At 49.7% G+C, this 3,883-nt stretch carries 3 protein-coding genes; all 3 read right to left on the minus strand.

What is annotated here, in order from left to right:
* A partial coding sequence (locus AAH187_RS18870) for a QueT transporter family protein (RefSeq protein ID WP_342350038.1) occupies window positions 1-269 on the minus strand: 269 nt, incomplete at its 3' end.
* 291 nt (window positions 270-560) lie between these two features.
* On the minus strand, window positions 561-2,117 hold the full coding sequence (locus AAH187_RS18875) for a bifunctional UDP-sugar hydrolase/5'-nucleotidase (protein ID WP_342350039.1): 1,557 nt from the start codon (window positions 2,115-2,117) through the stop codon (window positions 561-563).
* A 49-nt stretch (window positions 2,118-2,166) separates the two neighbouring features.
* Window positions 2,167-3,396 carry an SUMF1/EgtB/PvdO family nonheme iron enzyme gene (locus tag AAH187_RS18880; RefSeq protein WP_342350040.1) on the minus strand — a complete coding sequence of 410 codons (1,230 nt, stop codon included), beginning with the start codon at window positions 3,394-3,396 and terminating at the stop codon, window positions 2,167-2,169.
* Window positions 3,397-3,883: the final 487 nt, after the last annotated feature.

Below are 3,883 nucleotides of genomic sequence, written 5' to 3' on the forward strand. Positions count from 1 at the left end.
CCGAAACAATCTCCGATGAGATTGCCAATACCTGCGCCCCAGGCCGCAGCGGGACCAAATAACAGCGATGCGACAAATGGAATGGCATTAGCCGGCCGTAATTCCACAAAACCAGGAACAATCGGAATGCCGGCTTTAAAAGGAATAAGAATAGCCGCATAAATTGCCGCAATCTGAGCCGTCAGAACAATCTGCCGGGTATCCCGCCAGACAGCTATCAGGTCGGCCCACCATCGTCGTGAATCACGAGCGTCTTGAGGAAGAGACATGAATGTATGAAAAATTCTTAAGAGGTGAGGTATTCAGATGGTTGATGAATAATGAAATATTTAGACTGTCGATCCAAAAATGGCTCCCAAAGACCTATTTCAAAAGAGTCAGGGAACGCCCAAATCAGGTTAACAGAAGGAGGGTAATACCCGGGAATTGAGACCGGTCAATGAGCGACCGGCCTGGGCGCTTACGCGGCAAAGCCCTTCAGCGGGTAGACGTGAAGCCGCTCCACCGAAGGTCGTGAACGCTGTCGACCGGCCTGCCGGAGCTCCGGGGCAGGTACGGCGTTAGTTTTCATCCTTCCCATTCACGAATATCATACGGTGATCTGCCTCCGCATAAAGCGGACCTTCGACTAAGGCATTCAGCAACAGATCCCTCAAAGGGATTTGATGGTCTCTTCGATCCGTGGCGTGGGTCAACATGTCATAGCCATCCCCGCCGTCAGCCACAAACGCGTCGGTGGCCACACTATAGGCTTTGGAAATATCTAACGGGGCACCTCCAACCATAATGCTCTTCACACGAGATCCGACCGGAGCCTTTCCCATATACGTGACCTGGAGACCGGATATCTGGAGGAACCGACCGGAATGATTCGGCCATTGGCTCACACTATGCTCTAAAATCTGACGAAGCATCGCTCCCGTCACATGTAAAGTCACAAGAGCGGAGTCAAAGGGTAGGACCGCAAGCACGTCGCCAAGCATGACGGGACCGGGTTCCAGACTTCGGCGAATCTGTCCGGCATTAATTAAGGCGATTTCCGTGTCCAAGGTTCTTCGCATTCGATCGGCTAATAAATTCCCTAAATTGGCCTCTTGGGTTCGGATAACCGGCCGATCACCTTGGAGCCCCACCGACGCCTCTCCTACTACCTGAGTGGCATGCCGGGCAAACCGTTGTCGATACTCATTCAGCAGTTGTTGAACATTCGGCTCGACTGGAACCTCCACGGTCACTGGAATATTCCGGGAACGCGCCTGGATCACCGATCCTCTCTCAATCGTCAGATCTAATCGCCCGACTGTTCGTCCTTGCCGATGCGTCTTCACATACACCGATCGAGGATGAGTCACGGATTCAACCGGCTCCATCAAACCAGGAGCATACAATCCGTCAAACCCTTCGGTATGTCCACCGATAAGCACATCCACCCCCTCAACTGTCTCCAGAATTTTCAAGTCTTCATCACTATCTTGATGCGTGAGGGCAATGACCAGGTCAACATGGGCCTCTGTCCGTAACCGCTGGACTTCCACCTGGAGAGAGGCAATCGGATCCACTAATGATAATTCCTTTACAACTTCCCGGTTAAAGGTATCAGGGAAATTACTTTTTCCCACAATTCCGACGATTCCAACACTCACATTCCCCAACCGAGTGACCACTGAGCGCCGGCAAGGCAGGACGGATCCCTTGGACTGAAGGTTCGTGCATAAAATTGGGAAATCGGCTAACTCAACCAATGTGCGAAGATGGTCAATTCCATAATCAAAATCATGATTTCCGGCCACCATCGCATCATAGCGGATCAGATTCATGGCCCGAATATCCGGTTCACCGCGAAACCAGGAGGACAAAGCTGTTCCAATGAGGATATCCCCGGAATCCGCCATCAAGACCGGCACGCCTTCCCGCCGAACCTCTTCCACAATTGTGGCCCGCCTGGCCAATCCTCCAATTCTCGTCTCTCCGGCTTGATCAAGCGGAAGCGCAACCCCGTGATGCTCACTCGAATGCAGAATTACCAACTTGTCAGCGGCGAGGGCTGGATTTCCGGAGAAAATCAGGACGAGGAGGAGGTGTCCCCATTGCCCAAATCTTAGGAGGATCTGTCGCATAGAAAGGTTCAATTCGAAACGCAACACGGTGGAGAAGCAGCGTCACGCATTACGATGATTGGACACAGCGAAAACCGATATGCGCATAGGGGTAACTTTGTCGAAACCAATTTCGAAACGACCGGCGTAAGAGCCGGCTAGAGGTAAACGGCCCGGCACCTTTCACCACATAATGATCCTGATCAAAAAATCTGGCGGAATAGCCAGGATACGTGGGAAGGGCTGAAAATCCATGAAAAGGATGAAAAACGGTCGATGTCCATTCCCAGCCATTTCCCACCATCTGAGCCAAACCGAACGCACTGTTCCCATGAGAATGCGCATTGACAGGAGCGGGATCCCAAGCATGAGAATCAACATTCCCGTGTTGAAACATTGGCGCCTCATCACCCCAAGAGAACAAGCGCTCAATACCAGACGGAGTGCCAAAGGCGGCGCGATGAAATTGCGGTTCTGTCGGGAGGGTCATCCCGACCCAATTGGCGTAGGCTTGCGCCTGTCGATGCGTCACATACACCGGCCAGAATTGCGGTAACGGGACCTCTTGGAACATTGTGCGGACATTCCAGGAATCGCCTCGTTTGACCCAAAACGCCGATGGCTCCCCACCGTCCTGAACAAATCGTAGATATTGTTGGTTCGTCACTTTATACCTACTGATCAAAAACGGAGGGACAGGAACTTCATGTTGTCCGAATTCATTATCCCAGCCAAATCCCTCTTCTGGCTGCCGCCCCAAGGTAGCCATGCCTTCTGGAACTTCTATCATCTCGTTCTTAGGTACTTCTTCTGAAAATGAAGAAGATAAGCCCATCGAGGAATTCGCCGGTGAATGCTTGTACTTTGAATCCAAATGGTGGAGCAGGTAGGCATTAGTCTCGGCATGCATCAGACGATGCTCCACCGCCATATGGATGGTCCATTCTGGAACAGTTGGCAACAGGCGATCCACTTCTTCACGAGCACGCACATTATAACGATGCACTTCATTTATTGTTGGCCAATCCGACGGTCGATCGGCGGGAAGATTTCCTAGGGAAGGATCAATACCTGCTTCAAATAATTGGTCAAATGATTCGTGAAAAGACGGCATGCCCAATGTCCACCGACCAATCTGATTCCAGTCAAATGCCTCAAGATGTCCCAAGTAAAAAATCAAACGGTGTCGCTCGGGGATTGGACGCTCATACATGGCTTCATCACTCATAAGGGAGAAGAGACGATCCGTGCATAACCGGGCTTCGTCTAATTCACTCTTCAATTTGGCCAATTGCATCATTAGGGCCTCTCCTTATCAAGCCAGACATGACAAAAAGAAAAAATCGACACTGCTTATGATTTTTACCTAATTTTATTAATAAATTAACTATACCGGACTGGCCTTATGGTCGAAAAGTTCAAAAGACCATGCAATTATGGAATTCAAAGAAGTGGGTCCTCTCCAAGCTACCCATAAAACCGTTAGGTTGAGGAGCGGGGAAGAAATCGCTTTAAACACTCTCCCAATAAAACTCTATTATTCCACCAATGGAGGAGGTGCTCTGAACATAGACAATTTAAAGCCTATGGCTAGAATAAAATCCAACCAAACCATCGTGTAATTTTCATCCGATTCATCCTTAGCGCATGTTTCAAGGCTGTAAAATACGGATACAATGGAATACCCGCGGGTCCCCCATAATCACCCCCCTTTCATTATATGAGATTACGAATTCGTCTAACCTATATGCAGATTTTTTCCTGATCAAGAAAAACCCTGTTTTTTT

Source organism: uncultured Nitrospira sp. (assembly GCA_902500695.1).
Taxonomy (GTDB): domain Bacteria; phylum Nitrospirota; class Nitrospiria; order Nitrospirales; family UBA8639; genus Nitrospira_E.

Coding starts and splice junctions, on each gene's coding strand:
- AAH187_RS18875 (WP_342350039.1), bottom strand. CDS start 2,117: ATGCGACAGATCCTCCTAAGATTTGGGCAATGGGGACACCTCCTCCTC.
- AAH187_RS18880 (WP_342350040.1), bottom strand. CDS start 3,396: ATGATGCAATTGGCCAAATTGAAGAGTGAATTAGACGAAGCCCGGTTA.